Source organism: Bartonella kosoyi (genome assembly GCF_003606325.2).
GTDB lineage: Bacteria > Pseudomonadota > Alphaproteobacteria > Rhizobiales > Rhizobiaceae > Bartonella > Bartonella kosoyi.
This window is the reverse complement of the sequence record NZ_CP031843.2, coordinates 47,585-74,383: the sequence shown is the minus strand read 5'-3', so window position 1 is coordinate 74,383 and position 26,799 is coordinate 47,585. Positions and strand designations below refer to the sequence as shown.

Sequence of the window (26,799 nt, the reverse complement as noted above, 5' to 3'; positions counted from 1 at the left end):
ATGGCGTAAAACACTTGAGAAAGAACAATGCTTCTTATGAATCCTCTCAAGTTTTAAGGGTTGTAGCAACATTGGAGGGTGGCAAAATGTGTGATGGTGCCGGCTTATGGAAAAAGAGCCGATAAATGGGCTGAGAAATGCTTTTTATCGATTTTACAAAACAGAGCTAAGAGAGCACGCAGCCATGTTTTGCTGTGTTAGGCTTTTGAGTACTTTGAACCACTCTATCGGGGAAGTTCATTTTAAGAGTTATAAAGCTTTTCTTTAAAGCGTATAAAGCACAAGAGCAGTATAATTAAAATACGAATTGTTTGTATTTATCAATATTATTATCTATATTTTGTATGCTATTTTTGTTAACGCAGAATATATAGAAAACTTTGAATCCGTTATATACATATTGATACAATATCGAGGAGCCGATAAGAGAGCTGTGTGAAATGTCGGTGAGGAGAAAAAGGAGCGAGGATGGGTAATTACGATACTTTCATAGTTATAGTAGGAATATTTATAGCAGGGGGCATAATCTGTAGTCTTTGGTTAGCAAATCATCAAAAAAAGCAATTAAGTGAACAACTTGAGAAATGTGAGAAATTACTGCAGCTGAAAGATCGAGAGTGCGCGATATATCGAAATATTATTGCACAATGGGAACAAAAGCTTTTTCAAAAAACTCAAAGAATACCGAAAGAATGGATTAAACAATGGGATGAAGAAGTAAGATATTGGGAAAGGAGTATATTAGGGATAAAAAAAATTGGGCACATTTCTGAATCTAAAGAACAGCAGCATCCAATGATACGAGATATTTGTGCTCAAGGATATGCAGATACGTTTTTTCTCTATGAAAAGGCGATGGAAGTGGAATTTACTGCTGAGCACATCGAAAGAATAAATGAATTAATGAAGCGTCCAATTTTTAAGGAAACTTATCCTAAAGTTGTGCGATTGATGAGAAAGAACAGGATAATTATTGAAAAGTTTGTAGATCCTCTGACGAGAAAAAAGCGCTATAAGCCTACAATGCTGTTGTTTCATTGGTGGTTATATATGATTGATGATATGATTACAGCGGAATATAAACAGCAACAAAAAGATAAGGCTTCAGGGCTCTATCGTGACTTAGCATCTCTGGAAATTTGGTTTGAAGATATACCTAAATATACAGAATATGAAACGCTAAAAAAGATACTGCGAGGATTTGGGACCATGCCTGGTGACTGTGATGTACTATGCGTTTGTAAAAGAGAACTTTTATCATTATTGTATGATGTTTCCAGTGATTATAAGGCGGCGAGAGAGACTTTTATTTACTATAAGCAGCTTATTGATACGGTGAAAGAAGGATATATGGCCTTTGAGGAAAATTGTCGTTACTCCACGGTTGAAAAGGCAATGAAGGCTTGTAGAAAGAGAGATAAAGAAGAGAAAAAAGACCTAGTAGTCCTTAATGAAAAGATACCGACATTTGAAGAAGCTTATAAATTAGGCATTAAAGAATGGATGAAATCATCAAATGAGAAATGCGATAACCGGTTGATTTTTTGGGAGCAGCTTACCAGACAAACAAAATTAAAAGCTATCTTCGGTGAAGAGAAGGTAAAGAAATTGGAAGAGGCTATCGAAAAAGATCAAAAACAGTTCGAGAATGAAATACAGGAAGCGGTTCTTGCAAATAGATATTTGAATTACAATAAATCTTACGCCTATTTGATAAATACGTTGGAATAATGCTTGAAAGAAGGAGAGGTCGGTAACAGTTATATATTAGTATATTAATGGAAATTTGCATAATGGCGTATTTTTGTGAAGAGCAGTGAAACGCAATGAAAGGTATAGGCGGCAGCTCTTAAAAAAGAGGGGTGTTTTTAGAGTCGATTTTTTTTCGGCAGTGTAAGGGTGATTTCTTAAAAAGGGTAGGGGAGGTTTTTGCAGCAGGTGTATTTATTGTTTTTGAGAGCGTTTTGTTGTGATGGTGATTTTTGTTTTCTGGTTTGTTTGTAGGGGAACTGAGGGGAACAACAGTGTCAATAATATTGGCTAGGCTGTCATTGTATCTTTAGGTTTTTTGGGGGGCTTGATCGTTGGTGATTGTTTTGTGAACCCTTTGTATGCGGGGTGTTCTATTGCAAATTTGCAGGTTGTCTTCCCAATAGCCATCAGTTCTTCCAGCCGCAACATAGGCTAAATCAAGGGATGCTGCGCCAAAACGGCGAAGTCCAGCAACTTCCATCATCATATTGCGTAATTCAATAAGGTAGGTTCCATGACCTGGGCGTCCAAAATGAGGCATGCCGGTGGCAATGACACAATCTTCTAATCTTTTCCGTGCGGAAACGCGGCAGCGCCGGTCGTTGAAAAAAGCACCACTGCCCCGTTCTGCGGTAAAGAGCTCATCATTCACGGGGTTGTAAATGACAGCTGCAACGATTTTGCCTTGGCTTTCTAAAGCAATGGAAACAGCAAAAAAAGGAATGCCATGGAGAAAATTTGTGGTGCCATCTAAAGGGTCAACAATAAAACGATGTTGTGAATCCTCTCCAATGATTTCCTCAGACTCTTCCATCAGAAAACCGAATTTGGGGCGCACTTTGCTTAGTTAATTGAAAATAATTTTTTCTACTTTGCGATCGGTTTGGTTGACGTAATCTGGTGGTTTTAAGATTTTTTTTTGAGAGCTAAATGCCTTTTTTGAGAACTTTTTCTAGTTTGGTGCGAATGTGTTCATTGCCGGCGAGGATATTTTTTTTGCGGAAGATATCATCCCCCCCTTCTTTATCGGTGACAAAACCACCGGCTTCGCGAACCATTAAGATTCCAGCAGCCATATCCCAAATTTGCAGGTTGTCTTCCCAATAGCCATCAGTTCTTCCAGCAGCAACATAGGCTAAATCAAGGGATGCTGCGCCAAAACGGCGAAGTCCAGCAACTTCCATCATCATATTGCGTAATTCAATAAGGTAGGTTCCATGACCTGGGCGTCCAAAATGAGGCATGCCGGTGGCAATGACACAATCTTCTAATCTTTTCCGTGCGGAAACGCGGCAGCGCCGGTCGTTGAAAAAAGCACCACTGCCCCGTTCTGCGGTAAAGAGCTCATCACTTACCGGATTGTAAATGACACCCGCAACGATTTTGCCTTGGCTTTCTAAAGCAATGGAAACAGCAAAAAAAGGAATGCCATGGAGAAAATTTGTGGTACCATCTAAAGGGTCAACAATAAAACGATGTTGTGAATCCTCTCCAATGATTTCCTCAGACTCTTCCATCAGAAAACCGAATTTGGGGCGTGCTTTGCTCAGTTCAGTGAAAATAATTTTTTCTGCTTTACGGTCTGCTTGACTGACGTAATCGGCTGGTCCTTTTAAGGACACTTGCAAATTTTGCACTTCACCGTAATCACGCACCAACGAGCGTCCTGCTTTCATGGCAGCTTGCACCATGACATTCATGATTGCAGAATGGGCCATCTTGTTATTCCTTTATTTATCTTTTTCATTTGCACGACGCAAATAGATCAACTCGTTGGTGTCGACAATGATACGCTCACCGGCATTCATAAAAGGGGGCACAAGAATACGAATCCCGTTTTCAAGAATGGCGGGTTTATAAGAGGAGGTCACCGTTTGTCCTTTAAGAGCTGGATCAGCTTCCACAATCGTGACAGCAACTTGATCAGGTAGGGAGATGCCGATAGGCTTTTCTTGATAAAGTTCAACTGTGACAGTCATCCCATCTTGCAAGAAAGCAGCGCGTTCACCAACAAAGTCTTTTTGCAATTCCAATTGTTCATAAGACTCTGAATCCATAAAGACCAAAGCATCCCCTTGTTGATAAAGAAAGGTAAAATCTTTTTGTTCAAGGCGGACCCTTTCAACCGTTTCAGCGGCACGAAAGCGTTCATTGAGTTTTGTACCATCCAGTAAATTTTTCAGTTCAACTTGATTAAATGCACCACCTTTTCCAGGCTTTACAGCGTTGCATTTGACGGCAACCCACAAACTTCCTTGATGCTCTATCACATTCCCGGGGCGAATTTCATTACCATTAATTTTCATCGTTTCTGTCCAATTCTCTTCTTGCAAAAAGAGTTCTCTTACTTTGTCCTTACGGCGCTTTTCTTTGCTGCCTTAACAGTGAACTCTTTTGTTGTTTTTAGGTTCAAAATTTCTTGTTTGTTTTGCGGTTCCCTCATGGTCTTTGTGTGCTTTTCATCTGTCTTACCATGGATTTTCTCATGGGGTTTTCTCATAAGTTTTCTTATGAGCTTTGCAGAGAAAAGCTTAAGGACAAAAAGGACCTTGATGTATTCTTGCTTTTCAGTTCTTTGCAAGACCATAAAAAGTGCCAAGACGCAAGCTTTTTAAAAATTTGCACAAAATTTTTTGAGATTTTTGAGGATTTGGGGGAAATTTATCCCGTTGTGTTGTAAAATCTCATTGAGACGGATGATAGAAATTTTGTAAATCTATGAGGCGTTGTTTTATGAGAATGACGCGTGGATATTGTGTGGGGAAACTTGTCCGAATAATCTTGTGAAATCAACCCCATGAAACGGAAAGCGGAGTTTCGTTCTGAGAAGCCTGATTGCTGAGAAATTGGATCGAGAAAGGGCTTTGTGTCCTTTAAAGGTGTATGAGGTAAGAACAGAGAGCGTGTAGGCTCTATGAGTGTGTTGCGCGTTATAGAGAATGTGGTGCGCTCGTGCGTGGTGTTAGCTTGCATTCTCATCCATGATAAGCTGTAGAATGGCTTTTTGTTTTATCGAGGTGAGCGTTCTAAATCTTTTGAGCAACAGGTATTCTTCAGTATTCGAAATAACTTCATCGTGATGGTGTGGAGGCTGTTGTTTTGTGATGATATCCGCATAAAAAAAGGAAATCGGAACATTCAAAATATCGGAAATTTGCATTAACCGCCCCGCGCTGACACGATTTAAGCCTTTTTCGTATTTTTGAATTTGTTGAAAGCTTACACCTAGAGCATGCCCTAAAGTTGTTTGAGACATTTTTAGCATTTGTCGTCTCAAGCGAATTTTTTTGCCAACAAAAAGATCAATATTAAGATTTTGAGATTGCATTTTACCCTCCCGCCGGTTGCGAGCGCCCTCGCACGAGTATTCCGGGAGTCAAAAATACTGACCTCGAATCAGCTTTTTTGCTTTTAGTGCTAGAGCGCACCTGGACATAGCAAAAACTCCCGGAATTCCGGGATACCCACAGAGTGGGACAAATTAATGTACGAGGTTTCGGGTTTTTGAATCCCTATTGGTCGTTGCGTATGCGACCAAAACACCTTTTAACTCATAAAGTAATTTCAGCAGATTGGCAATAAAAAACAGTTTTTTGAATAAGAAGCGGTGTGTTTTTTTATGAAAGTAATATAAAGCATTCATATCGAGGGAGTATGGCTTTGAACAACGCGTATCGCATTATCGAGAGTGTGGTGCGCTCGTGCGTGGTGTTAGCTTGCATTCTCATCCATGGTAAGCTGTAGAATGGCTCTTTGTTTTATCGAAGTGAGTGTTCTAAATCTTTTGAGCAACAGGTATTCTTCAGTATTCGAAATAACTTCATCGTGATGGTGTGGAGGCTGTTGTTTTGTGATGATATCCGCATAAAAAAAGGAAATCGGAACATTCAAAATATCGGAAATTTGCATTAACCGCCCTGCGCTGACACGATTTAAGCCTTTTTCGTATTTTTGAATTTGTTGGAAGCTTATTCCTAAAGCGTTTCCTAAAGTTGTTTGAGACATCTTTAGTATTTGTCGTCTTAAGCGAATTCTTTTGCCGACCAGAAGATCAATATTAAGATTGTTGGTTTGCATTTTACCCTCCCGCCGGTTGCGAGCGCCCTCGCATAGTATTCCGGGAGTTAAAAACACTGAGTCCGAGTCAGCATTTTGCTTTTAGTGCGGACAAGCACCTGGACATAGCAAAATCTCCCGGAATTCCGGGATACCCACAAAGTGGGTTTATTTTTACGCTAGGGTTTTAGGATTTTCAGTTCCCTATTGGTCGTTGCGTAGGCGACCAAAACACCTTTTAACTCATAAAGGAATTTCAGCAGATTGGCAATAAAAAACAGTTTTTTTAACCAGAGGTGGTGTTTTTCTCATGAAAGAAATAAACCCTCTATATCGAGGGAGTATGGCTTTGAACAACGCGTATCGCATTATCGAGAGTGTGGTGTGCACTATCACATGAGGTTAGATTACATTGTCCCCGCCAAGTGCGAGCGTCCTTTTATGCGTATTCCGGGAGCTTGAAAATACTGAAACCTAATCAGCCTTTTTTGCTTTTAGTACGGACAAGCACTTGGACAGAGCAAAATCTCCCGGAATTTCTATCAACTTTATCTCTTTGAAGCAAAGAATAGCATTTTTCTCAAGCGTTTTTATAAAAATAAAAATGTGTTTTATGAATTTTCTTAAGGGTTAAAGGATTCTACAATATTGAGGATTGGCAAAGCCTATGATGGTGCGTGTTCGTATTTTTATGAAGTAAAGAAGGGGCATGAAGTAAAGAAGGGATAGAGGGGGAGCATTCTTTTAAGATCAGGGGCTTTTTGCCTTCTTTAGCCGCTAGAGCATGGCGTTGTTGGTATAGAGCATGGCGCTGTTCTTGTGCCTGCTGCCTTCTGTGTCTTGAAGTATCATTTTGTTTATTCTTTTGATAAAGCCTTTTTGAGAGAAATTTGTGCTAAGCAAAATTTAAGTTTGTTAAGTGCTTTTTAAAAAACAGGAAGGAGCTTTATGGCTTCTGTTTGCGCCTTTTCTTGTTGTTTTTTGTCCATACCTTGGAGCATTATTTCAAGATCAGGGGCTTGCATTTTTGCCTCCTTTGCAAGAAGATACCATGCTGCTGCCATGATCGTATCGCCTTTTGTTCCGATACCGTCTCGATAAAGTCTTGCAAGGGAAATTTGTGCTGGGGGGACCATGTGGGTGGCATTGTGAAGCAGCAAATGAAAAGCACGGTCAAAATCTTTTTCTCCTCCACGTCCCTGTATAAGCCATTGTGCTAAATGAAGTTGCGCTTGTAAGTGGTTGTTTTGGGCTGCAACTTCCAGCAGTCTACGGGCATTACGCTCATCCTTTGGTCGATGTAAAGTGCCTAAGGAGAGAATTTTTGCCGCTGCAAAAGCAGCTTCTGCATCCCCAAGAGCAGCCCCTTTTAAGTGCCATTTTAAAGCTTGCTCGATGGCTTCATTTTCACGGCTTTGAGAAGAGACACCAGGAAGATTTTGTTTTTCCTGTGAGGCTTTATAAAGAAGAAGTTGTCCATAATAAAAATAGGCTTCCTTAACACCTGCCTTGACAGATTTTTGAATATACTGTTCACCAAGTTCTTGATTTTGTTTTACAAAATGTCCATCAAACAACATAAGCCCATAGCGAAGTTGGGCTTGGGGTTCCCCTTGTTTTGCTGCGCGTTCAAACCATAAAGCAGCCCGCGCCCCGTCAACAGGAACAGCGCATCCTTCCATATAAATTCGGGCAAGAAGCGTTTGCGCAAAAGGATCATTTTTTTCAGCACGGCGGAGAGCTTCTTGAAAAGCTTTTAAATAATAGCCTTGAATGTAATAGTCATAAGCTTGGTCATAGTCTCCAGCTTTTAAGGGCTGAAAAGGTTCTTCTGGGTTTGAAGATTCTTGAATTGTATTGAAAGAGTGTTCAAAATCTGAGAGTTCATCAGTGTTTCCAGCAGAATTTAAAACAGAACTTGCAAGCCCTATCATTCCTAGGATAAGCAGTTGAACACTTCTTTTGATCATCAATTTCTCCTTCTCATTACCAAACAGAATTTTCACATTTTTTTTTCATCATTACAAGCCGAATCCCATTGCTCTCTTATTTTTCATTTCCGTTAAGAGAGGTTTCGGTCCCTTTATAAAGATAGCATTAACGTTGATCAGAACCACACTGTTTTAAACAGTGCTATTTTAAACACCTTTAAACAACGATAATGAAAGAATGATCCAGAGAGACTACCTTCTCTTGTCAAGACTTTATCACCCTAAAATAAAAAAGCGTCTATGATGAGGCTACTTTTTAAAATATGTGACGAATTGCTTATGAAAAATGCGAAATGTTGAGAAAAAGAGAGCGTGTCGGAGCACTTGTTAGATCCGTTAAAATGAGGTGCAAATTTCTTTATCTTTTGCAAAAAATTTTAAGTCTTTATGTTCGAAATAGAGAGAATGTCCATCTTCAAAGAGCGGGTTTATTTATTCTGATAAATACGTAGATAATAACTTGGTTCTCCCGACCAATCATACTGAAGCACAGAAATTATATGTTCATCATCCTTTGGTGTTCGTGTGTAAAACAATCCCACACCCATGTTTTGCTGCTTTTGGGGTTGATCTGTATAAATCACATTCTATCCCGTTCGCCGCAACAGATCGATAAATAAAGGCGTAAAGTTGTCTATTGTATCACTTTGATAAGAGGAGAAGTGTGGTTGGATTGATTGGTAAAGATCTTTTGACATCGTTAGAAAAATCGTATACTTTTAAATCCGCCACCCTCTTCTCCGCCACAAGATTTTCATCAACATAATTTGATACATAGTTCCCTGGAGAGGCACAACCAGCCACTAACAAAAGTTGTGACAGAAATAAATATTTTGACATCTTCATTCCCCCCCTCTATCATTTTTCTTTTTTCTGACTCGTTTTTTCTTAAGAAAGTTCTTGCACAAGATAAGACAAGAACCTTTTCTATCGTTATACTATCACGTATCGGTATCTTAGAAAGTATTTATTTATCAATATTTACACATTATTAAAAAAACTGCCATCATCTTTCATGGTATTTAAAACTTATGCTTAACAGACAAAGTCAAATGATTGCATGGGGTGCTCCTGCAGATTGATCCAATAAATTTTCAAGCGCTGCTCTTTGCGGGGATGTTTGTGATGTATGCAGATGCACAGAGTCTGTAGGGTAAACAGAGCCTGTCGTATTCACGTGATATTAAAAGCTTTCATTGGGTTCAGAGAATAATTGTAAAATGGCTCTTTGTTTTATCGAAGTGAGCGTTCTAAATCTTTTAAGCAGCAGATATTCTTCTGTGTTCGAGATGATTTCATCGTGAGAGGAGAGGGCATGTTGTTTTGTGATGATATCTGCATAAAAAAAGGAAATCGGCACAGTCAAAATATCGGAAATTTCCTTTAATCGCCCCGCGCTTACGCGATTTAAGCCTTTTTCATATTTTTGAATTTGTTGGAAGCTTATTCCTAAAGCGTGCCCTAAAGTTGTTTGAGACATCTTTAGCCTTTTTCGTCTTAAGCGAATTCTTTTGCCGACCAGAAGATCAATATTAAGAGTGTTGGTTTGCATTGTCCCCACCGGTTGCGAGCGCCCTCGCATAAGTATTCCGGGAGTCTAAAAACACTGAACTCGAATCAGCATTTTGCTTTTAGTGCTAAAGAGCACCTGGACATAGCAAAATCTCCCGGAATTCCGGGACACCCACAGAGTGGGACAAATTAATGTATCGAGCTTTCGGGTTTTTAGATCCCTATTGGTCGTTGCGTATGCGACCAAGACACCTTTTAACTCATAAAGTAATTTCATGAGGTTGGCAATAAAAAATAGTTTTTAATGAGAGTCCGTGTGGTTTTGATGCAAGTAATTTTGATGCAAGTAATAAAGCATAACTATTTTTCTTACTGGAGATTGTTTGCGCGGGTAAATGATATAGTGTGTTTTCTTTGCCAATGAAAATGTCGTTAATTAAGCTTGTTGGTTTGCATTGTTCCCCACCAAGTGCGCACCTTCTCATGCGTATTCCGGGAGTCAAAAATACTGAACTCAAATCAGCATTTTGCTTTTAGTGCGGACAAGCACCTGGACAGAGCAAAATCTCCCGGAATTTCAGGACACCCGAAAAGTAGGTCAATTCATGTTTGAGTTTTCAGGCTTTAGAGCTTTCTTTCTTGTTGTGTATGCAATCAAAACATCTCTCAATTCATAAAGTAATTTTTAGGGGAATGGTAATAAAAAAGAGCGTTTCTTAACGTATAGGGTTTGTAAAGCGAAAGGCAGCGTGTTTTTTGATGCAAGCAATATAAGGCGTTCACAAAAGGGGTGACTTTGAATAGAGCGTAGTGTGCGCTATCGCATGATTTTAGCTTGCATTCTCATCAGAGAGTAACTGCAAAATGGCTTTCTTTTTTATCGTGGTCAAAACTCTAAATTTTTTGAGCAGTTGGTATTCTTCTGTGTTCGAGATGATTTCATCATGGTGGGGCTGTCGTTTTGGCATGATATCCGCATAAAAAAAGGAAACTGGAACATTAAGAATATCGGAAATTTCCTTTAATCGCCCCGCGCTTACGCGATTTAAGCCTTTTTCATATTTTTGAATTTGTTGGAAGCTTATTCCTAAAGCGTTTCCTAAAGTTGTTTGAGACATCTTTAGTATTTGTCGTCTTAAGCGAATTCTTTTGCCGACCAGAAGATCAATATTAAGATTGTTGGTTTGCATTTTACCCTCCCGCCGGTTGCGAGCGCCCTCGCATAGTATTCCGGGAGTTAAAAACACTGAGTCCGAGTCAGCATTTTGCTTTTAGTGCGGACAAGCACCTGGACAGAGCAAAATCTCCCGGAATTCCGGGACACCCACAGAGTGGGTTTATTTTTATGTATCGGACTTAGGGTTTTTAATCCCTATTGGTCGTTGCGTATGCGACCAAAATACCTTTTAACTCATAAAGTAATTTCATGAGGTTGGCAATAAAAAATAGTTTTTAATGAGAGTCCGTGTGGTTTTGATGCAAGTAATTTTGATGCAAGTAATAAAGCATAACTATTTTTCTTTTCTTACTGGAGATTGTTTGCGCGGGTAAATGATATAGTGTGTTTTCTTTGCCAATGAAAATGTCGTTAATTAAGCTTGTTGGTTTGCATTGTTCCCCACCAAGTGCGCACCTTCTCATGCGTATTCCGGGAGTCAAAAATACTGAACTCAAATCAGCATTTTGCTTTTAGTGCGGACAAGCACCTGGACAGAGCAAAATCTCCCGGAATTTCAGGACACCCGCAAAGCGGGATCAATTCATGTTTAGGTTTCAGGCTTTAGAGCCCTCTTGATCGTTGCATATGCGACCAAGAGACCTTTTGATTCATAAAGGAATTTGAGACAATTTACAATAAAAGATAGTTTTTTAATGAGAGCCTATCCGCCTTTTAATCTCTCTGAAACGATAACCAAAATCATGATATCAGAGCCGTGCTTATCAAAAGGTCTAAAATGATTTTTTTCACGGTAATGAATTCACAAGCGGTTTCTTTATTAAAATTTGTACCATCGCTTGGCTATTGAACAAGAGCAGGGGGCGACTGTTTCTTTGTCTTTAAAGAACGTGGGGGGCTATGAGATGCGGTGGAGTGCCATGGTTTTTTTGGGGGGGCGTGCGTTTTAAAAACTAAAGATAAGTGTTATTCAAATAGAACTTAATGCACAAGGAATGGCATCTTGACTAAAAGGGACCTCCGCTTCTTTTAAGCGCTTAATAAGTTTGGGAAATGTCTCTTGTACGTGTTTTTCAAAAGAAAGGTAGTAAACTCCATTAACATCTGAAGGTATTTCAATGCCTTCTTTGTATAAAATAGCTATTTTATCAAAAGGAAGTATGGAGATTAACATTCCCATCTCGAGAACAACATTTTGTCGCGCGCGGAATTGTGCTTTTGTTTCACCGTCAGATATAGCATAGCCTTTATCATCGGGCGTCAGCAGTACAATGCCAAATTCTATAGAACCTTTACAAATTTCTCTTTTCAAAGTTTCAATAATGGGTAAGCCATTCCCGCCAGTATTTTGTAAGATGTATGGTTTAAGCTCAAGCTTGAGAAGAGCATTTTCAAGGTCCTTTAAGGCATAACGATCATGACCATGAACGATAAAAACTTTTTTATTTGAGGTATTGGAAGCCGTTTTGGGGGAAGGAGTCGCTGATTTTGTTTCTATATATTGAACTAAATCTTCTATTAACTTTTGTTTTGTGTTTTCTTTGCCTTGAAAGTTGATTGTTCCTGTACTTTCGTACCAATTAATAATTCCTCCATCGCAGGTTTTGATCTGATATCCTCCAGAAGAATTAAGTGATAGAGACTTAATTTCTTTGATTTTATATCCACACTTGCAAACTATGTTTTGAAGATCTTCAAACGTTCCTCTGTATTTCATTTTTTATGTCCCCTGCATATTTCCATCATTCGTTGTTGGTATGCATTAACCAATATCAACAATGATGAGTTTCCCCAATCATAATGGCTTCTTTTTATAAGACATTGAACTAGAAAGTTTTGATGATTCTTCTCTATATGTTATGTAAAAAAAACGCTAGCTTTTTCATCTCATTTGATAGAATTGTGGAAAGAAAAACACATTTTTATCCCCTTTAATCTGTTGTTGTGTATTCTATATAAGTAATATGGTGGCGGGTGTTCGGATTTTTATTAACACTTAATTTATGAATTCCCCTCCCACATTACAAGGGGGTGTTTTCACATTTTTCTTGCATTGTTTTTAGGAGGGGTAAGGGGGTGTCGTTCCCCAAAATAACTTCTTCTACAGCAATGAATTCACATCCAGTCTTTAAGGCTTCATCAAAGGTTGCGAAATCGCTTCCGGCTTGGATAATGGCAGGGGTTTCCATAATCTCTGCCCACCACGCAGCTAATTGGAGATTGCGGGGATGCGCCTGGGGTTTTTTATCAGCTCCTAATTTGCCAAACAGAAGATAGTCAACACCTGTTTCTGCTACAAGCATGGCACTATGACGATTGCGTAGATTGCCAAAGCCTAAGATTTTTTGTTCCTTTTGCTGATTTTTAAAGCTTTCAAGTGCGTTAAAATCATCTTCTATGTGCAAACCATCAGCCTTTATGCGTCCCGCAATGCGGCTGTCATCAGCGATAAGAAGAGCAGCGTCATTGTTTTGAATATCTTCTGCGTAAATTTGTGCTTGTTTTTGTAAAAAAGAGCTATCATCTTTTTGCTTTTCAGAATCGTAAAGAATGACGCATGCAAAAGACTTTGTTTGCAAAATGGGACGCAAAAAGCCGTGTGGAATATTGCGTCGAATATCGAGGGTTAAAACCAATTGGGGAAAAAGAGGCGGTTCAATCGGTTTATTTGTTTGTTGTGTCATGCCATATCCCTGATTTTTATAAAAAAATGATTCTTAAAAGTTAAAGTTTTATCCTATTCATGCTTGTTTGCGATGAGGGTAAACACTATTTTTCCATGATTTCAAGGGGAGACGTGTGGGAGTGCATTGATATGAAATACAAGATGTTTGAAATACCAAGCTGTTGTTGAGCATAATACACAACCTTTTCGTCGTCATACACGCATGGGTGTTTTTCATTCTTTTGCCTTAAAAAAAATAACACTTAAAAAGAAACTTGACTCTTAAAAGTGAAAGTTTCATCATATCCTCTTTGTGATGAGCGTAACGACTTTTTTATGTGACTTAGGGGCTTTGTGACGTGTGGGAGTCCATTGATGAAATATCAAGCCGTTGTTGATCATAATATGCAGCCTTTTCGTCGTGATACACGTATTGATGTGTTTCGTTCTTTAGCCTTATTGACGATTTTCATCAACCATATTCCCGGAACGCTCTATGAACATATGACCCATAAAAATTTTGGTTTTTCTGATTCTGCAGAGATTTTTGTTTTGCTTTCAGGCATTTCGCTGGGGTTAAGTTTTCATGGGCGGTTACAGCAGAAGCCTTTTGCTTTTATTATCCGAAAATATTGGCAGAGGGCTTTGCAGCTCTACGGAGCGTATCTTTTGACCACTTTTGTTACGTTAAGCCTGTTTTTAGGAGCTTTTTTCTTATGGCGAACAGAAAAGCTGTTAACGATGAATAATGTGGAGCTCTTTTTTACAGAGCCTGTTATCGCACTTTTAAGCACTTTAAGTTTTGGGCATCAATTGGGCTATAATAATATTCTGCCACTTTATATCGTTTTGATGTTTTTTGCACCTTTCATCCTTTATTTGAGTTGTAAACAGACAACATGGCTGCTTTGGGGCTCGTTTATACTCTATCTTACTTGCGGACTGTATAAAATTGCGCCTCCTTCTTATCCTATAGAGGGAAAGTGGTTTTTAAACCCTCTTTCTTGGCAATTCTTATTTGTCATAGGCTTGACTAGCACTTTAGCACTCAAACAAGGTAAAACAATCGCTTTTCAGTCTTTTTGGCTGGTTTGTGCGGTAGGGTATCTCTTGTTGGCACTGTTATGGGTTCGCTTAAATTGGTGGGGCATTTTGGGATGGCTCGGCTGGTCTTCTCCGTTGATCAACTTTAATAAAACCTTTTTAAGCTTGCCGCGTTTGCTCCATGTTCTTGCATTATCCTTCCTCATTCTATGCTTACCACGCGTCAATAAATGGTTTTATGTTTCAGAGAAACATCCTTTAGCAATCTTAGGAAAACATAGTTTACCGGTCTTTGTAACGGGAACCATTTTTGCGATGTTTGGACAAATTGTAAAAACAGTGATGACAGGAACGTTTTTTTCCGATAGCCTCTTAATGATAACGGGCATCGCTCTGCAATTTGGGGTTGCCTATTATTGTGAAAGACGGCGGTCTTTACAGGAGGCTTTTGCAAGAAAACTGATCCGCTTATAAGAAAAACGCGCTCCCGCGGTCCTTGTGTGGCTGCGTTAACCTTAGTATAAAAAGCGCATTGCACAAAAAAATTAAAAGAGGTAGTCATTTCAAAAAAAGCATTCTATACAGTAACAAAAGAAACTTTTTAAGACTCTGTTCGTTGAGTGGTGTGGTTTTGTGCTGATATTTGGAGTATAAAAGCGTGAGCGTACATAAACGTCCCTATGATGAACCTATTATCATGATTGAGCATAATGCTTTTAATCGTCTTTATGAAGAGACAATGGCGCTGATTGAAAAAACAGCAGCCTATATCGATTCAGAAGGGAAAGTCGTTGCGCGTTCCCTTTCGACAGAAATTTCTGCACTCTATGCAAAAGAAGCAATGTATTTAAGTACACGACTTATGCAAATTGCCTCTCAACTTCTCCTTCTCCGGGCAGAGCGCGAAGGGGAAATGTCATCAGAACAAATAAAAAAAGAAATCGTGAAAGTCTCCCTTCATACACCGACCTTAGAATTTGAAACCGCTCATTGGGACGAACTCCCAGAAATTTTCCGCCAATTTGTTGCTCATTCACTGCGTTTAGAAGCACGTATCAAGTATATGCGCGCAGGGTGGGAGACGGCTGCTTCCTGTGACTTGAGTGATGAAAATCCAGTAGGAAAACAAATCGAATTGCTGAAAACTGCCTTTGGGCGTTCTTAGAGGATATTTTCTTACTTTGCGCAAAGGAGAAATGTCATCCGAACAAATAAAAAAAGAAATCGTAAAAGTCTCCCTTCATACACCGACCTTAGAATTTGAAATCGCTCATTGGGACGAACTCCCAGAAATTTTCCGCCAATTTGTTGCTCATTCACTCTCGTTTGAGAGGCACGCATCAAGTATATGCGCGCAGGGTGGGAGACGGCTGCTTCCTGTGACTTGAGTGATGAAAATCTGCTGGCAAAACAAATCGAATTGCTGAAAACAGTCGGTGGTTGGGGATATTTTTTGGGCTTTTTTTGTGTGATATTTCGAGCGGTATATTTGTTGTCGTGACTAAAATTTCGCGACTAAGACTAATCTGAAGAGTTTTTTCTGCTTAGCTTCTCTTTGAGTGTGGAAAAATATCTTGAGTTTATGACAGAGAGGGGAGCATTGATTTCGAATGATGGTGTGGAGTATGGGCTGCGGCTGATTTTGTGGGGAATAGGCTTCAGTTTGTTGTCGCTGGAACGCTTTCTTTTGATATTGTGTGATTTTATCTTAGCTATGAGAATGATCAGGCTATCCGGATATTAGCCAAGCTCTTGGACATCAATTTATCTTATTATACCGTAAAATATCCTCAAAATATCCTCGTTTAAGGCAGAGATATAAGGCACATAGCTGTGATGTATTCAGTATTTAAAATTACAGTACGTATGTGTTGAGGACAGGGCTTATCCTTAGCGCCTATGAAGGGGGCACAGAAGTGGTCAACAGTAAGAAGCCATCGAGCGTCATTGTTTTTATAAGATAACGCTGGTAGGAATCTTCGTCCTTTGAGAGGAGGGGAGGAGGGAAAGCTCTATAATTTATGCCTCATAAAATTGCTGGAAAATGTGTGTTATAATAAACGCCCCAAACGGAATATACTGGTGTTGCTAATTTGCGCGCTTGCTTTAAAGAAATATTTCTTAACGCCTCACATCCCCTTTTCGTGACGATCGTCCGTGAATGGTATAAGGGTAAATCATTTCCCTATGAAGTAGTGTATAAAATTCTCCATAAAGTGTCTAAAAGCCATTGAGTTTCCCATTTTTGTGCTTTCCATAAAAGAGAAAACCAGCCCTGTCATACATTTTGTTAACCTCTCATGTTGTTACAGAGCTTTATATTTGAAATGGTTCATAAGAAGTATGTCCTTTCTTGTACAGTTTCGCGCTCCATGGCTCTTCCGCTTATGGTGTGCAAGGGAATGGTTTTGATAGATACACCATAAAGCAGGTTGGGAATGAGAGGATCTTTCGATATTTGGGGCTGTCATTCAACATAAAGAATGCTAGGGTATTCTTGTCAATCAATGCGTTTTCTCATGATCATGATGCATTGTTTTCATTTTTGGGTTCTCTCAGTTTTAATAGGAGGGGCTCTCTTCACGGAAAATAAAACATCTAAAATCACAAAATAAATTGTCGTAAAAAAGCTCTATGGGGGATTATGGGGGGGCTTTATGGGCCCCGTGTTGCTCATGCAATGCTCTCCCTATAATGCTCTTGTGTTGTGAGGGGTATGTAAAAAATACCTCGCAATGTTTGTTCACGTCCATATCATGGGGCGTATAACGTAAAAAGACCTCGTGAAGTCTATCTCGTCCATAGAGAAGCATTTTTGCCATTTATAGATCAAAGTATGGCTTCTCTCCTTGTTTGCTTGTGGTGGTTTAATCGTTATGACATTGAAGATTAGATAGAGGGGGGAGATGAGATCAAAGGGGAATTTTTATGCATTGCTTTTGCTTTCTTGTGAGGTATGAATGGTTTTGTTTGATGGCATTATGTCTCGTTTGTTCGTGTGTTTAAATGTATAAACTCATAACATATGTCCTTCTTTTTACTGGTTTTGTCCTTTGCTGCTGTTTTCTTTGTGGGCGAGCCTTTATTCAAAAGGGGGAAAAGTGTATAAACTAGCGTTTATGGCAGAGACGATTCGTATTATAGGTATTGATCCCGGACTACGGTATACGGGATGGGGCGTTATCGATCTTGCGGGCAATCGTCTTCAGTTTGTTGCGGCAGGGACGGTTTCTTCTGATGTACAGTGTGATCTGGCTTCTAGACTCTGTCAAATCCATAAAGGTCTTTCAGAGGTTGTGCATCAATTTATGCCCCATGAAGCTGCGGTGGAACATGTGTTTGTCAACAAAGATGCTACAGCAACGCTAAAACTTGGGCAAGCGCGTGCCATTGCGCTACTGGTTCCTGCACAGGCAAAGTGTCCTGTTTTTGAATATGCCCCCAACAAAGTCAAAAAATCGGTTATTGGTGTTGGACATGGCGCTAAAGAACAAATTCATATGATGGTTAAAGTTCTCCTCCCACGGGCTGAATTTGATAGCAATGATGCGGCGGATGCCCTTGCTCTTGCTCTTTGTCATAGCATGCATCGTAAGAGGATTGATCAATCTTATCAGGCAAGGGTGGCGATATGATTGGGGTGGCGATATGATTGGCAAGTTAAAGGGTACGCTTGAACATATCTTTGAAGATTATATTGTTCTTGATGTTCATGGTGTGGGGTATGTCGTTTTTATCTCAAATCGGTTGCGTCCTTCTTTGCCTTCTGTTGGGGAGGCATTAAGCCTCTTTATTGAAACGCATGTTCGGGAAGAGGCAATCCGCCTTTTTGGTTTTGCAACAAGAGCCGAACAGGAGTGGTTTTGTATGCTCCAAAATGTTCCAGGTGTAGGGGCAAAGGTTGCTTTGGCAATCTTGGGGACTTTATCGCCAGATGAACTTGCACAAGCTATTGCCTTAAACGATGTGGCGATGATTAGTCGCGCACCAGGCGTTGGTAAAAAAGTTAGTGAAAGAATTGTTGGGGAACTGAAAAGTAAAACACTCCCCTTTGAACAGGCGGTCAAGACGGTTTCAGTTCCGCAGCGTGAGATAACTCATCAACCTGCCCATGATGCGCTTTCCGCATTGATGAAGCTAGGCTTTGAACGTGAGCAAGCAGCCCGGGCTCTTGCTCTAGCGATGAACGCCCTTGAGGGGGACGCTGTTTCTTCTGCCCTCTTGATCCGCCATAGTCTCAAATTGCTTTCTTCTCCTACTTGAAATTAAGGTAACAATGCATAAAGATGAAGATCAACGCCTTTTAGGGGCAGCACCCCTTCCCAACGATCCGGATCGTTCCTTAAGACCACAAGTTCTCGATGATTTTATTGGTCAAGAAGCGGCGCGGGCTAATTTAAAAATATTTATTGAAGCCGCAAAAACCCGGAAAGAAGCGTTGGATCACGTTTTGTTTGTAGGACCACCGGGACTGGGAAAAACAACGCTTTCACAGATTATGGCAAAAGAATTAGGGGTTAACTTTCGCTCTACTTCAGGACCAGTCATTGCTAAAGCAGGAGATTTGGCTGCTCTTTTGACCAATCTTGAAGAACGCGATGTCTTGTTTATTGATGAAATTCATCGTTTAAATCCAGCGATTGAAGAAATTCTTTATCCAGCCATGGAAGATTATCAACTCGATTTGATCATTGGGGAGGGGCCGGCAGCACGCTCGGTTAAAATTGATTTGGCTAAATTTACTTTGGTGGCAGCTACCACACGGTTGGGGCTTTTGACCACACCGCTTAGAGACCGTTTTGGTATCCCTATTCGTCTTAATTTTTATACGATAGAGGAATTAGAATATATCGTGCAGCGTAATGCGCGGCTTTTTGCCGTCAAGATCAGTGATGATGGCGCCCATGAAATTGCACGTCGAGCACGGGGGACCCCGCGCATTGCCGGACGGCTTTTACGGCGCGTTTGTGATTTTGCTTTGGTGAAACAAGCAAAACAAATTGATCGAAAAATCGCCGATGAAGCGCTTTCGCGCCTTGAAGTGGATCATCTTGGGCTTGATCCGCTTGACCGGCGTTATTTGCTGCTGATTGCCGAAACTTTTCTAGGAGGACCGGTAGGCATTGAAACTATTGCGGCTGCTTTATCAGAACCACGCGATGCGATTGAAGATATTGTTGAACCGTATCTTCTCCAACAAGGTTTTATTCAAAGAACGGCTCGTGGACGCATTCTGACCGAAAAGGCGTGGAGCCATTTAGGACTTGCTGCGCCTGCTTCAATGTCGATACAAAAGCGTACGCAACTTTCTGATGCTCAAGACAATGTATCACTTCAGGCAACTTTATGGGATGGGGAAGATGACTAAGGCATCTTTTTAATAAGAACTGTGCGGATGATTTATCGCAAGCTCTTATAAGGACAAGAAGAAAGCCTCTGGTTCTTGTGTTTTCATCGAAAAGGTTTAGAACGATAGAGGGATTTTGTGCTTTTTCTTTTCACAACTTCAACACAAAAATATGTTCAGTCTTTTGATTGATAAACAATTTTCTAACTTAAATGATTTTATGGGACATGAAGTCAATGACAGAAGTAATGCCTTTCAAGAGCGATCATAAAAATGCTTTTCATAATTTTCAGGTGCGCGTTTACGTGGCTGATACAGATTTTTCCGGTGTGGTTTATCATGCGCGTTATCTGGAATTTTTTGAACGGGGACGTTCAGAGTTTTTACGGGATACCGGTTTTAATAATAAGATATTAGCCGCAGGAACTGAGGGGGAAAAACTGTTTTTTGTTGTGCGCCATATGGAAATTAGTTTTTCACGACCAGCCAAAATTGATAACCTTTTAGTCGTTAAAACACGTGTTGATCATATCCAAGGAGCACGTTTTTTTATGGAGCAGTCGATTGTGCACGAGGCGACCACGTTGGTAACAGCGAAAGTTGAAATTGCTCTGATTAATGAAGAAGCAAAACCGCGACGTTTACCCAAAGAGCTGTTTGCAAAAATGCTTGGTTAAAACTCTTACATGTTGAATATACAACAGTTTTATTGATAATGATAAGGTAGGGTTATTCAATTTAAATGAGAGCCTGTGAGTGTTGTAAAATTTTCTCATTTCAAACTCTTTTGTGAATTCATCAAAATCATTTTCTTGTCACAGGCAGGGTTGATGGGTGGAGATAAAAAGGATTGAGAAAGGCATAAAATGCCTTTTATAAAGCGTTTTAAAAGTGCCAAGACTGATTGCAAATTTTGAGCTGGGAGCGCTTATCCTATCATGCTGTAAAACACTTCTCTTTGGGGCGGTGATCGTTGGGTAATGTAAGGGGCTTTTTGTGCGCGTGGGGGGTGAATATTTTGAAAGATTTGCGGGTTGGGGAACACTCTTCTTTGAGAGACAGTGATAATCCTATGAAATAATCAGCTGAGAAATCCGCTAGCACCAGAAGCCAGCGTGTTGATAGACTATTGTTTGCAAAACGGTGTGGGGATAGTTTTGTTTGCTGATTTCTGTCAAAATGAAAAAGCGTAAAACGTGGATCTGTCAAAATGAAATAAAGGATTGGAGCTTTGTGTGTGCTTTTGCCTAATCGGAAATTAACCACCAAATTGCCTTTTGTTTTTTAGGGTGGAGTTCTCTAAAAGTTTTCAAAAGGGTGTGTTCTTTTTCGCTATAGATTTCTTGATCATCGTGTGAGGGATATTCTTTTATGAGGTTATCTTCTTTTTTAGCAATAATATCTGCATAAAAAAAGCTCATTGGAACCTCCAGTAGGTTAGCAATTTCTAGCAAACGTCCTGCGCTTACACGGTTTAACCCTTTTTCGTATTTTTGGATTTGTTGGAAACTGACACCTAAGGAATTCCCTAATTCTTTTTGAGAAAGCCTCATTGACATTCTTCTATGACGAATTCTTTTGCCGATAGAAATATCGTTAAAACGTGAATTTTTGGTTTGCATTTTTCCCTCCCGCCGGTTGCGAGCGCCCTCGCATGAGTATTCCGGGAGGTTGAAAATACTGAACTCGAATCAGCTCTTTGCTTTTAGTGCTGAGATGCACCTGGACATAGCAAAAGCTCCCGGAATTCCGGGATACCCACATAGTGGGACAAATTCATGTACGAGTTTTCGGGTTTTCAACTCCCTATTTGACCGTTGCGTGGACGATCAAAAACACAAGCTCATCAATAAAGCACTTTCAAGAGATTGGCAAGACTAATTAAAGCATTGGCTATGCTATTATACTGTAAAATAGTGTTATTTGAGAGGTGGAAATCTGAAGTCAATGAGAGAATTCGCTTTAAAGAAAGCTGGCGTGTTGATAGACTATTGTTTGCAAAACGGTGTGGGGATAGTTTTGTTTGCTGATTTCTGTCAAAATGAAAAAGCGTAAAACGTGGATCTGTCAAAATGAAATAAAGGATTGGAGCTTTGTGTGTGCTTTTGCCTAATCGGAAATTAACCACCAAATTGCCTTTTGTTTTTTAGGGTGGAGTTCTCTAAAAGTTTTCAAAAGGGTGTGTTCTTTTTCGCTATAGATTTCTTGATCATCGTGTGAGGGATATTCTTTTATGAGGTTATCTTCTTTTTTAGCAATAATATCTGCATAAAAAAAGCTCATTGGAACCTCCAGTAGGTTAGCAATTTCTAGCAAACGTCCTGCGCTTACACGGTTTAACCCTTTTTCGTATTTTTGGATTTGTTGGAAACTGACACCTAAGGAATTCCCTAATTCTTTTTGAGAAAGCCTCATTGACATTCTTCTATGACGAATTCTTTTGCCGATAGAAATATCGTTAAAACGTGAATTTTTGGATTGCATTTTTCCCTCCCGCCGGTTGCGAGCGCCCTCGCATGAGTATTCCGGGAGTTAAAGGTACTGAGCTCTAGTCAGCTTTTTGCTTTTAGTGCTTTTGGCACCTGGACATAGCAAAATCTCCCGGAATCCCGGGATACCCACAACAGTGGATTTATTTGTACGCTAGAGCTTAGGACCTTTAATCCCTCTTGATCGGTGCGTAGACGATCAAAATATCTTTTGATTGATAAAGCACTTTCAAGAGATTGGCAAGACTAATCTAAAGCATTGGCTATGCTATTATACTGTAAAATAGTGTTATTTGAGAGGTGGAAATCTGAAGTCAATGAGAGAATTCGCTTTAAAGAAAGCTGGCGTGTTGATAGACTATTGTTTGCAAAACGGTGCGGGGTTAGAAACTTTGTCTTTTACAGTGAGGGGGGAAAGTCAAGATGGTGGAGCATTCTTTTCATAAACGGGGGGATTGGGTTTTATCCTTCATAGGTATGAAGGGGGAGGCTTTAGGGTGATCTTGCATAAATGCCTTTGTGAGAGAGAGGTGAGGTGTCTTGAGAGATATCTTTGATGATCACTTTTTAAAGAAATTTAAGAAACAGGTCTTGTTTTAGTGCATGGATTTATGTGAGACTGAAATTTTTTACTTAAATTTAGAAACTATAAAACAATCTGTTTTATAAAATTTTAAGAAGTGCACCTTTCATTTAGAGGGACAAAAATTATGCCGCATGGTGAACTAATGAATCCGCAAACAATGGGAATGTTGCATTTGTTTATGCAAGCAAGTCTCGTCGTTAAAGTTGTTATGGTTGGGTTGCTGCTTGCTTCCGTCTGGAGTTGGGCCATTATTTTTGATAAAATTTTTACGTACCGGAGAATACGGCGTGAAATAAAGAAATTTGAACGTAGTTTTTGGTCTGGCAAAGCGCTAGAAGATCTTTATGTCGCCTGTAAAAGTCACCCTACCAATAGCATATCTGCCGTTTTTATGGCAGCAATGGCTGAATGGAAAAAATCTCTTGAAAAAGGAACCCATACTTCGATCAGTTTGCAGAGCAGAATTGATAAGGCGATGGATCTAACATTGGGACGCGAAAGCGAAAAAATAGAATCAAAGTTAAGTTTTCTTGCAACACTGGGATCTGCAGGACCCTTTATTGGCCTTTTTGGAACAGTGATTGGGATTATGCAGTCTTTTCTTTCTATTTCAGCTTCTCAAAATACCTCTCTTGCCATTGTCGCACCAGGGATTGCAGAAGCACTTTTGGCAACAGCTATTGGTTTGTTTGCGGCAATTCCAGCCGTTATTGCCTATAATAAATTGACCCATGAAAGTGCGCGCATCATTGCACAAATCGAAAATTTTGCTGATGAATTTTCAACAATTGTCTCACGGCGTCTTGATGAAACACGTACAGCACCTTCCTCTTTATAAAAAGGAGTTTGTCCTATGGGAATTTCTGTTGCTTCTTCTTCTCAAAAAAATACACGGAGGCGGCATCATTCACGAAGTCAACTGATGAGTGAGATTAATGTTACCCCTTTTGTGGATGTGATGTTGGTGTTGCTTATTATTTTTATGGTCTCTGCTCCCCTTTTGGTGAACGGTGTTCCTTTGGATTTACCACGCAGTCAAGCGGGACCCGTCCGCGCACAAAAAACACCCCTTACGGTTTCCCTGGATGCGCAAGGGCGCTTTGCTATTCATCAAGATTATTATGAAAGTTCACAAGCGTTGATTGCACAGCTTAAAACTCTTCTGGAAGCGGATCCTACACAAAAAGATCAACGGGTTTTTGTGCGGGTTGCTAAAACTGTTGAATATCAACAAGTCTTAAAACTACTCGCAGATATTCAAAAGGCAGGGTTTTCTCAAGTTGCGCTAGCAAGTCTAGCACAATAAGTAACGGACAATAACATGGTCCATAACTTTTTGTTTTTAAATGTTTTTAAAAGAGTGCAGCGTGATTAAAAGTGAAAAAATACAAGGGTTCAATTAAGGCATAAAGAATGAACAAAGACTCCTATCATAGTATGAAACGAGGCTTGGTTTTATCCCTTGTGGTCCATGTTATTTTGATCAGTTGGGGCGCCGTTCAGTTTACAAACTCTGTTTCTTTGCCACAACCCTTGGAAGCAATTCCCATCACTCTTGCGCCTGTGAGCGAAGAGTTTTCCTCTCAACAAGGCGCCGTGGAAGCGCCACTCCATGCAATTCCTGCTGTTAAACCAACCACTGCCCCCCAAGAGATAGAAGATGCTCGCCATATTGGAGAAGGACAACGAGATAGTCTTGCGCCTTTTCAGCCAAAGGAAAAACCGCGTCCCGTTGAGACAATACCGCCGCTTCCAAGCGATCCGTCAGAAACATCCAAGCTTACAGAATCAGTAGAAGCAAAAACAGAGGGTGTACCGAAGGTTGCACCTGAGATGCCTTTGCAAGCGCTAGAGGACGCCCCGAAGGTTGCACCTGAGATGCCTTTGCAAGCGCTAGAGGATGTGCCGAAGGTTGCACCTGAGATGCCTTTGCAAGCGCTAGAGGACGCCCCGAAGGTTGCACCTGAGATGCCTTTGCAAGCGCTAGAGGACGCCCCGAAGGTTGCGCCTGAGATGCCTTTGCAAGCGCTAGAGGACGCCCCGAAGGTTGCACCTGAGATGCCTTTGCAAGCGCTAGAGGATGCGCCGCCCAAGCTTTCTCTTAAGCCTGCGCACAAAAGTGAAGAGATGATATCGCCGAAAGAATTGGCTCCAACGGTACAAAAGGTCCCAGTAGAGCAGATTGTGTCTCAAGTGCCTAAAATTGCACTTCCAGAAAAACCTCTTCTTCCCCAGTTTAAACCAAAATTTAATGAAGAATTTCCAAGGAAGAATGAGGCTGCATTGAAGCAAAAGACGTCAAAGCTTAACAAGAAAAATCAAGAGAAACAGACGATTGAAGATATTTTAGCCATGGAAGAAAATAATTTGCTCAATCGTGCGCGCTCACAAGGAGGGGGAGCAAAACGCTCTCATACACCAGAGGCAATGGGGGCAAGAAAAAATATTCATGATACCACAAAAATGGCACAAACATTGGTCAATATTGCGGGGGGATGTATTCAACAGAAGCTTAAACTGGTGGCGCTTGGTGGCGATTTAAAAAACCGTCCCGTCGTGCGGTTGCGTTTTTACTTAGACCGTGAAGGGATGGTTATGGGGGATCCTATCATTGATCCTGTAAGCGGTCTTGAGAGCCAACAGGCGATTATGATAAGGCAGGTCTATGCGGCTGTCTTTTCATGCCAACCTTATGCAGATCTCCCACGTGATCAATATGATCTGTGGGGGCAAGGTTTTGACTTTAATGTTGACCCCCTCCAAGAAATAAGATGATAAATAAAGAAAAAATCGCTTAACGAAAGGACACATTCCATGATGACTATAACAAGACATAAATTTTTTAGGTGGTTTATAGTCACTTGTGGTGTGTGGCTTTCAAGTTTCTCATCGGCTTATGCGCAATTGAAAGGAACAATTTCCAGCGCTGATTTTAATCCCATTCCCATTGCAGTTACGGATTTTATCTCCAATGATTCGATCGGGTTGAAAATATCTGCTGTGGTGACAGACGATCTTGAACGGTCGGGGCTTTTTTTACCACTTGATAAGGAACATTTTTTTGAAAAAATTTCTAATCCGAATAAACAACCGCATTTTGCTTCGTGGCAGAAAATAAAAGCGCAAGGTTTGGTGACGGGACAAGTCATGAGAGAAATCGACGGACGCTTGAGGGTCGATTTTCGTCTATGGGATGTTTTTGGACAGCGACAATTGAAAGGACGGCGTTTTTATACTGCCACAGAACGTTGGCGGCGTGTGGCCCATATGATTGCTGATGAAATCTACAGTGAAATGACAGGAGAAAGTGGCTATTTTGATACAAGAATTGTTTTTATCGATGAAACAGGTCCCCAAAATGCACGCATTAAACGTCTAGCCATGATGGATCAAGATGGCGCAAATTTGATTTATATGTCTGATGGAAGTGAATTGGTGCTTACACCGCGGTTTTCACCAAAAAGGCAAGAAATCACCTATATGGCTTATGAGGATAATCAAATCCCTCATGTTTATCTCCAACAAATTGAAATGGGGCAAAGAGAGTTGATTGGAACGTTTCATAATATGACAATTGCGCCGCGTTTTTCTTCTGATGGACAAAAAGTCATCATGAGTTTATTGCAAAATGATGGAAGTGCAAATCTTTACACCATGGATTTGCGGACCCGTACAATGACGCGGCTGACAACAACGGCTGCCATTGATACCTCTGCTTCTTATTCACCAGATGGAACACAAATCGTCTTTTCCTCAGATCGTAGCGGAAAGCCGCAAATCTATAAAATGAATGCCGATGGCAGTGATATTCAGCGTATTTCTTTAAACGAGGGCAGTTATTCGACACCCATTTGGTCGCCAAGGGGTGACTATATCGCCTTTACAAAACAATTAAGCGGACAATTTTCTATCGGTGTTATGCGCCCTGATGGACAAGGAGAACGAATTTTAACCACAGGGTTTCATAATGAAGGACCGACTTGGGCCCCCAATGGTCGTGTGTTGATGTTCTTTCGTAAAAACCCCGGTATGGGACCAAAAATTTATACCATTGACATTACGGGACGCAATGAACGTCAACTCCCTACACCCAATGATGCTTCTGATCCAGCATGGTCGCCATTGCTCAATATACAATAAAAAAATGCTTGATCAAAAGATAAAAACAGAAAAGAAATAT

Annotated in this window: 23 protein-coding genes and 1 pseudogene; 11 read left to right on the top strand and 13 right to left on the bottom strand. The window is 40.3% G+C overall.

Annotation, left to right across the window (positions count from 1 at the left end):
- Positions 1 to 468: 468 nt before the first annotated feature.
- On the top strand, positions 469 to 1,731 hold the full coding sequence (locus tag D1093_RS00400; RefSeq protein ID WP_120099902.1) for a hypothetical protein: 1,263 nt from the start codon (positions 469 to 471) through the stop codon (positions 1,729 to 1,731).
- A 364-nt stretch (positions 1,732 to 2,095) separates the two neighbouring features.
- Here the strand turns inward: D1093_RS00400 and D1093_RS00395 are convergent.
- The 11 genes and pseudogenes from D1093_RS00395 to D1093_RS00335 form a co-directional block, all read right to left on the bottom strand.
- Positions 2,096 to 2,656 (bottom strand): annotated as a pseudogene (locus D1093_RS00395) (inositol monophosphatase family protein); the annotation flags it as partial.
- 22 nt (positions 2,657 to 2,678) lie between these two features.
- A complete protein-coding gene (locus tag D1093_RS00390) occupies positions 2,679 to 3,470 on the bottom strand; it encodes an inositol monophosphatase family protein (protein ID WP_120099901.1) in 792 nt (263 codons plus the stop codon).
- A 12-nt stretch (positions 3,471 to 3,482) separates the two neighbouring features.
- Entirely contained in the window at positions 3,483 to 4,058 is a 576-nt protein-coding gene (gene efp, locus D1093_RS00385; RefSeq protein WP_012232455.1) for an elongation factor P, read from the bottom strand.
- Between the two features lie 656 nt (positions 4,059 to 4,714).
- Positions 4,715 to 5,080 (bottom strand): helix-turn-helix domain-containing protein, encoded by a 366-nt coding sequence (locus D1093_RS00380; protein WP_120099899.1) that lies wholly within the window; start codon positions 5,078 to 5,080, stop codon positions 4,715 to 4,717.
- 383 nt (positions 5,081 to 5,463) lie between these two features.
- Entirely contained in the window at positions 5,464 to 5,829 is a 366-nt protein-coding gene (locus D1093_RS00375) for a helix-turn-helix domain-containing protein (RefSeq protein ID WP_120099898.1), read from the bottom strand.
- Positions 5,830 to 6,734: 905 nt separating this feature from the next.
- Complete coding sequence (locus tag D1093_RS00365; RefSeq protein ID WP_120099897.1) at positions 6,735 to 7,778, bottom strand: tetratricopeptide repeat protein; 1,044 nt, start codon at positions 7,776 to 7,778, stop codon at positions 6,735 to 6,737.
- A 663-nt stretch (positions 7,779 to 8,441) separates the two neighbouring features.
- Positions 8,442 to 8,639, bottom strand: coding sequence for a hypothetical protein (locus D1093_RS10510; protein ID WP_342212226.1), 198 nt, complete (start codon positions 8,637 to 8,639; stop codon positions 8,442 to 8,444).
- A gap of 343 nt (positions 8,640 to 8,982) precedes the next feature.
- Entirely contained in the window at positions 8,983 to 9,381 is a 399-nt protein-coding gene (locus D1093_RS00350; RefSeq protein ID WP_120099895.1) for a helix-turn-helix domain-containing protein, read from the bottom strand.
- Between the two features lie 760 nt (positions 9,382 to 10,141).
- Positions 10,142 to 10,501 (bottom strand): helix-turn-helix domain-containing protein, encoded by a 360-nt coding sequence (locus D1093_RS00345; protein ID WP_120099894.1) that lies wholly within the window; start codon positions 10,499 to 10,501, stop codon positions 10,142 to 10,144.
- Positions 10,502 to 11,458: 957 nt separating this feature from the next.
- Positions 11,459 to 12,205, bottom strand: a complete 747-nt coding sequence (locus D1093_RS00340) for a TIR domain-containing protein (RefSeq protein ID WP_120099893.1) — start codon at positions 12,203 to 12,205, stop codon at positions 11,459 to 11,461.
- Between the two features lie 304 nt (positions 12,206 to 12,509).
- On the bottom strand, positions 12,510 to 13,172 hold the full coding sequence (locus D1093_RS00335) for a thiamine phosphate synthase (protein WP_120099892.1): 663 nt from the start codon (positions 13,170 to 13,172) through the stop codon (positions 12,510 to 12,512).
- 356 nt (positions 13,173 to 13,528) lie between these two features.
- On the opposite strand from D1093_RS00335, the gene D1093_RS00330 reads away from it, so the two are divergent.
- The 6 genes from D1093_RS00330 (at position 13,529) to ybgC (ending at position 20,221) form a co-directional block, all read left to right on the top strand.
- Positions 13,529 to 14,671: an OpgC family protein gene (locus D1093_RS00330; protein ID WP_120099891.1), complete on the top strand. Its 1,143-nt coding sequence runs from the start codon at positions 13,529 to 13,531 to the stop codon at positions 14,669 to 14,671.
- 184 nt (positions 14,672 to 14,855) lie between these two features.
- Positions 14,856 to 15,362, top strand: coding sequence for a DUF1465 family protein (locus D1093_RS00325; protein ID WP_120099890.1), 507 nt, complete (start codon positions 14,856 to 14,858; stop codon positions 15,360 to 15,362).
- A gap of 1,954 nt (positions 15,363 to 17,316) precedes the next feature.
- Positions 17,317 to 17,832: a crossover junction endodeoxyribonuclease RuvC gene (gene ruvC, locus D1093_RS00315; protein WP_120099888.1), complete on the top strand. Its 516-nt coding sequence runs from the start codon at positions 17,317 to 17,319 to the stop codon at positions 17,830 to 17,832.
- A 13-nt stretch (positions 17,833 to 17,845) separates the two neighbouring features.
- A complete protein-coding gene (ruvA, locus tag D1093_RS00310) occupies positions 17,846 to 18,460 on the top strand; it encodes a Holliday junction branch migration protein RuvA (protein WP_120099887.1) in 615 nt (204 codons plus the stop codon).
- 13 nt (positions 18,461 to 18,473) lie between these two features.
- Complete coding sequence (gene ruvB / locus D1093_RS00305) at positions 18,474 to 19,565, top strand: Holliday junction branch migration DNA helicase RuvB (protein ID WP_120099886.1); 1,092 nt, start codon at positions 18,474 to 18,476, stop codon at positions 19,563 to 19,565.
- A 215-nt stretch (positions 19,566 to 19,780) separates the two neighbouring features.
- The gene (gene ybgC, locus D1093_RS00300; protein WP_120099885.1) at positions 19,781 to 20,221 is read left to right on the top strand and encodes a tol-pal system-associated acyl-CoA thioesterase; all 441 of its coding nucleotides are present in this window, start codon (positions 19,781 to 19,783) and stop codon (positions 20,219 to 20,221) included.
- 570 nt (positions 20,222 to 20,791) lie between these two features.
- On the opposite strand, the gene D1093_RS00295 is transcribed toward ybgC, so the two are convergent.
- Positions 20,792 to 21,166, bottom strand: coding sequence for a helix-turn-helix domain-containing protein (locus D1093_RS00295; RefSeq protein ID WP_120099884.1), 375 nt, complete (start codon positions 21,164 to 21,166; stop codon positions 20,792 to 20,794).
- Between the two features lie 487 nt (positions 21,167 to 21,653).
- Entirely contained in the window at positions 21,654 to 22,028 is a 375-nt protein-coding gene (locus tag D1093_RS00290) for a helix-turn-helix domain-containing protein (RefSeq protein WP_120099882.1), read from the bottom strand.
- 715 nt (positions 22,029 to 22,743) lie between these two features.
- Here D1093_RS00290 and tolQ point away from each other — a divergent pair.
- From tolQ to tolB, 4 genes are all read left to right on the top strand, one after another.
- Positions 22,744 to 23,457: a protein TolQ gene (tolQ, locus tag D1093_RS00285; RefSeq protein WP_120099881.1), complete on the top strand. Its 714-nt coding sequence runs from the start codon at positions 22,744 to 22,746 to the stop codon at positions 23,455 to 23,457.
- A 15-nt stretch (positions 23,458 to 23,472) separates the two neighbouring features.
- Entirely contained in the window at positions 23,473 to 23,925 is a 453-nt protein-coding gene (tolR, locus tag D1093_RS00280; RefSeq protein ID WP_120099880.1) for a protein TolR, read from the top strand.
- 107 nt (positions 23,926 to 24,032) lie between these two features.
- Complete coding sequence (locus tag D1093_RS00275) at positions 24,033 to 25,394, top strand: cell envelope biogenesis protein TolA (protein ID WP_150222235.1); 1,362 nt, start codon at positions 24,033 to 24,035, stop codon at positions 25,392 to 25,394.
- A 42-nt stretch (positions 25,395 to 25,436) separates the two neighbouring features.
- Positions 25,437 to 26,759, top strand: coding sequence for a Tol-Pal system beta propeller repeat protein TolB (tolB, locus tag D1093_RS00270; RefSeq protein WP_174767410.1), 1,323 nt, complete (start codon positions 25,437 to 25,439; stop codon positions 26,757 to 26,759).
- Positions 26,760 to 26,799 lie beyond the last annotated feature (40 nt).